The sequence below is a fragment of the Geminocystis sp. CENA526 genome, assembly GCF_050753365.1.
In the GTDB taxonomy this organism is placed as follows: domain Bacteria; phylum Cyanobacteriota; class Cyanobacteriia; order Cyanobacteriales; family Cyanobacteriaceae; genus Geminocystis.
This window is the reverse complement of record NZ_JBLZFY010000254.1, coordinates 1-1619: the sequence shown is the minus strand read 5'-3', so window position 1 is coordinate 1619 and position 1619 is coordinate 1. Positions and strand designations below refer to the sequence as shown.

General features: G+C 37.1%; 1 protein-coding gene. It reads right to left on the bottom strand.

What is annotated here, in order from left to right; genetic code table 11:
- Positions 1-172: 172 nt before the first annotated feature.
- Positions 173-1573: a vWA domain-containing protein gene (locus tag ACN4EE_RS23170; protein WP_431708870.1), complete on the bottom strand. Its 1401-nt coding sequence runs from the start codon at positions 1571-1573 to the stop codon at positions 173-175.
- Positions 1574-1619 lie beyond the last annotated feature (46 nt).

Below are 1619 nucleotides of genomic sequence, written 5' to 3'. Positions count from 1 at the left end.
CTTCTTTTGTTAAATATTCTTCTAAAGCCTTCAACAAAATATTTTGAATAGAATCAGTTTTATTGCGTAGCTGATTCATCAGATTTTCAGGAATTTCAAAGGTTACTTGATTCATCGCATTTAAGAAATATAAAATTTTATTTTTAATTAAAAAGATTGGGATAATTTATTATTATGTGCCAGTTATTTCTCTAATTTTATCATCGGATAAGCCTTCAGCTAAATCAGTAGTTGACATTTTGACGGTTTTACCCTTCGCTCCCATTTTAACGGTTTTGCGAGTGCTAGAGGAAATTTTACGGGTTTTGCGTAACTCGATAATACCTTCATTGAGGGATTCGAGCATATCCTGATTACCAATTTTAACGGTAAGACGACGGGCTGTCTCCATTTTTTGCTCGGCTAATTCGGGGTTGGTTTCCGCTAGGCGTGTGGCTTCATCAACAATCGTACTGATATTTCTTTGTTGCACATAGCCCATTACTTCTTGATCTACGGTGGCGGTTGCCCCTTGTCCAGCTAAAAATTGCACTACAATATTCTGGGGGGGTAACTCTCCTCGACGATTTTGGGCGGGGACATCGTAGGTTAACCCTAATTGTGCTATCCTTACCCTAGAACTAGCTCTACTGTCCACATCAAACTCAAGGATGAAGATGGTTTCATCGTTGCCCCTAGCTGAACCGATATGATAGGGTTGCTGTAATAAAGGAAATTCTGCTTGTTCTGGATATACTTTTGTTATTCTTATTAATTCAACTCCTTTGACGGTTTTAACACTCATGGCAAGATTATTGATGACTTCTTCGATCGTACTTTGATATTCTGCAAAAATAGTTTGGGGTACTTTATCTACTGGTATTTGTGTACCTTTTGCCTCTTTTTCGACAATATGAACAACTCGCCCTGCGGTGGTATCTCCTAAGTTAATTAATAAGTCTTCGTTATATTCTCCTATGCCTAAAGCGGTGATAGGAATACTATTTTCACTAAATTTTTTCGCTAATTCTTGACACTCAAATTCATCAAAGGTTTGCCCATCGGTAAATATAATTGCCCTTTTACTCGTCATGGATTGTTTCTGCAATATCTCTAGTGCTTCTTCCATACCTCTCCCCATACAAGTACCACCGCTAAATTCTTTGAGACGTGCGATCGAATTTTTTAAGTCTTGTTTTTGAGTCGCAGGAGTCAAGGGAATAAGGATAGAAGCTCGATCGTCAAACTGAATTAAGCATACCTTATCCTGTTGATTAAGTAAACCCGAATCGATTAAATTATTGAGAGATTCAATAACAATATCAATCTTACTTTTACCCCCAGTAACTTCCCGATATTGGTTGCCATCAATAGAGAGAATATTGCCTGTCGGTTGAGGATTGCCTGAGACAATTTCATACATTGAACCACTGGTATCAATTAAGATGCTTACAGCAGTATTCGGGCGACTATTTGCCACTTCTTTTGAAGGGCGTAATTTGAGCATAATAAACAGTTTTTGATTGGGGGTATCCGCCGCTAAAAATTCTCGATGGGGAGTAATTGATACTTTTAAAGGGTTGTTTAATTCCATAATTTTTTTAGATAATTTTAATAATTTAAGTTCCTATGGACATAAT

Excerpts from the sequence above, each read along its gene's own strand:
- ACN4EE_RS23170 (WP_431708870.1), bottom strand. The coding sequence starts at position 1,573 with ATGGAATTAAACAACCCTTTAAAAGTATCAATTACTCCCCATCGAGAA.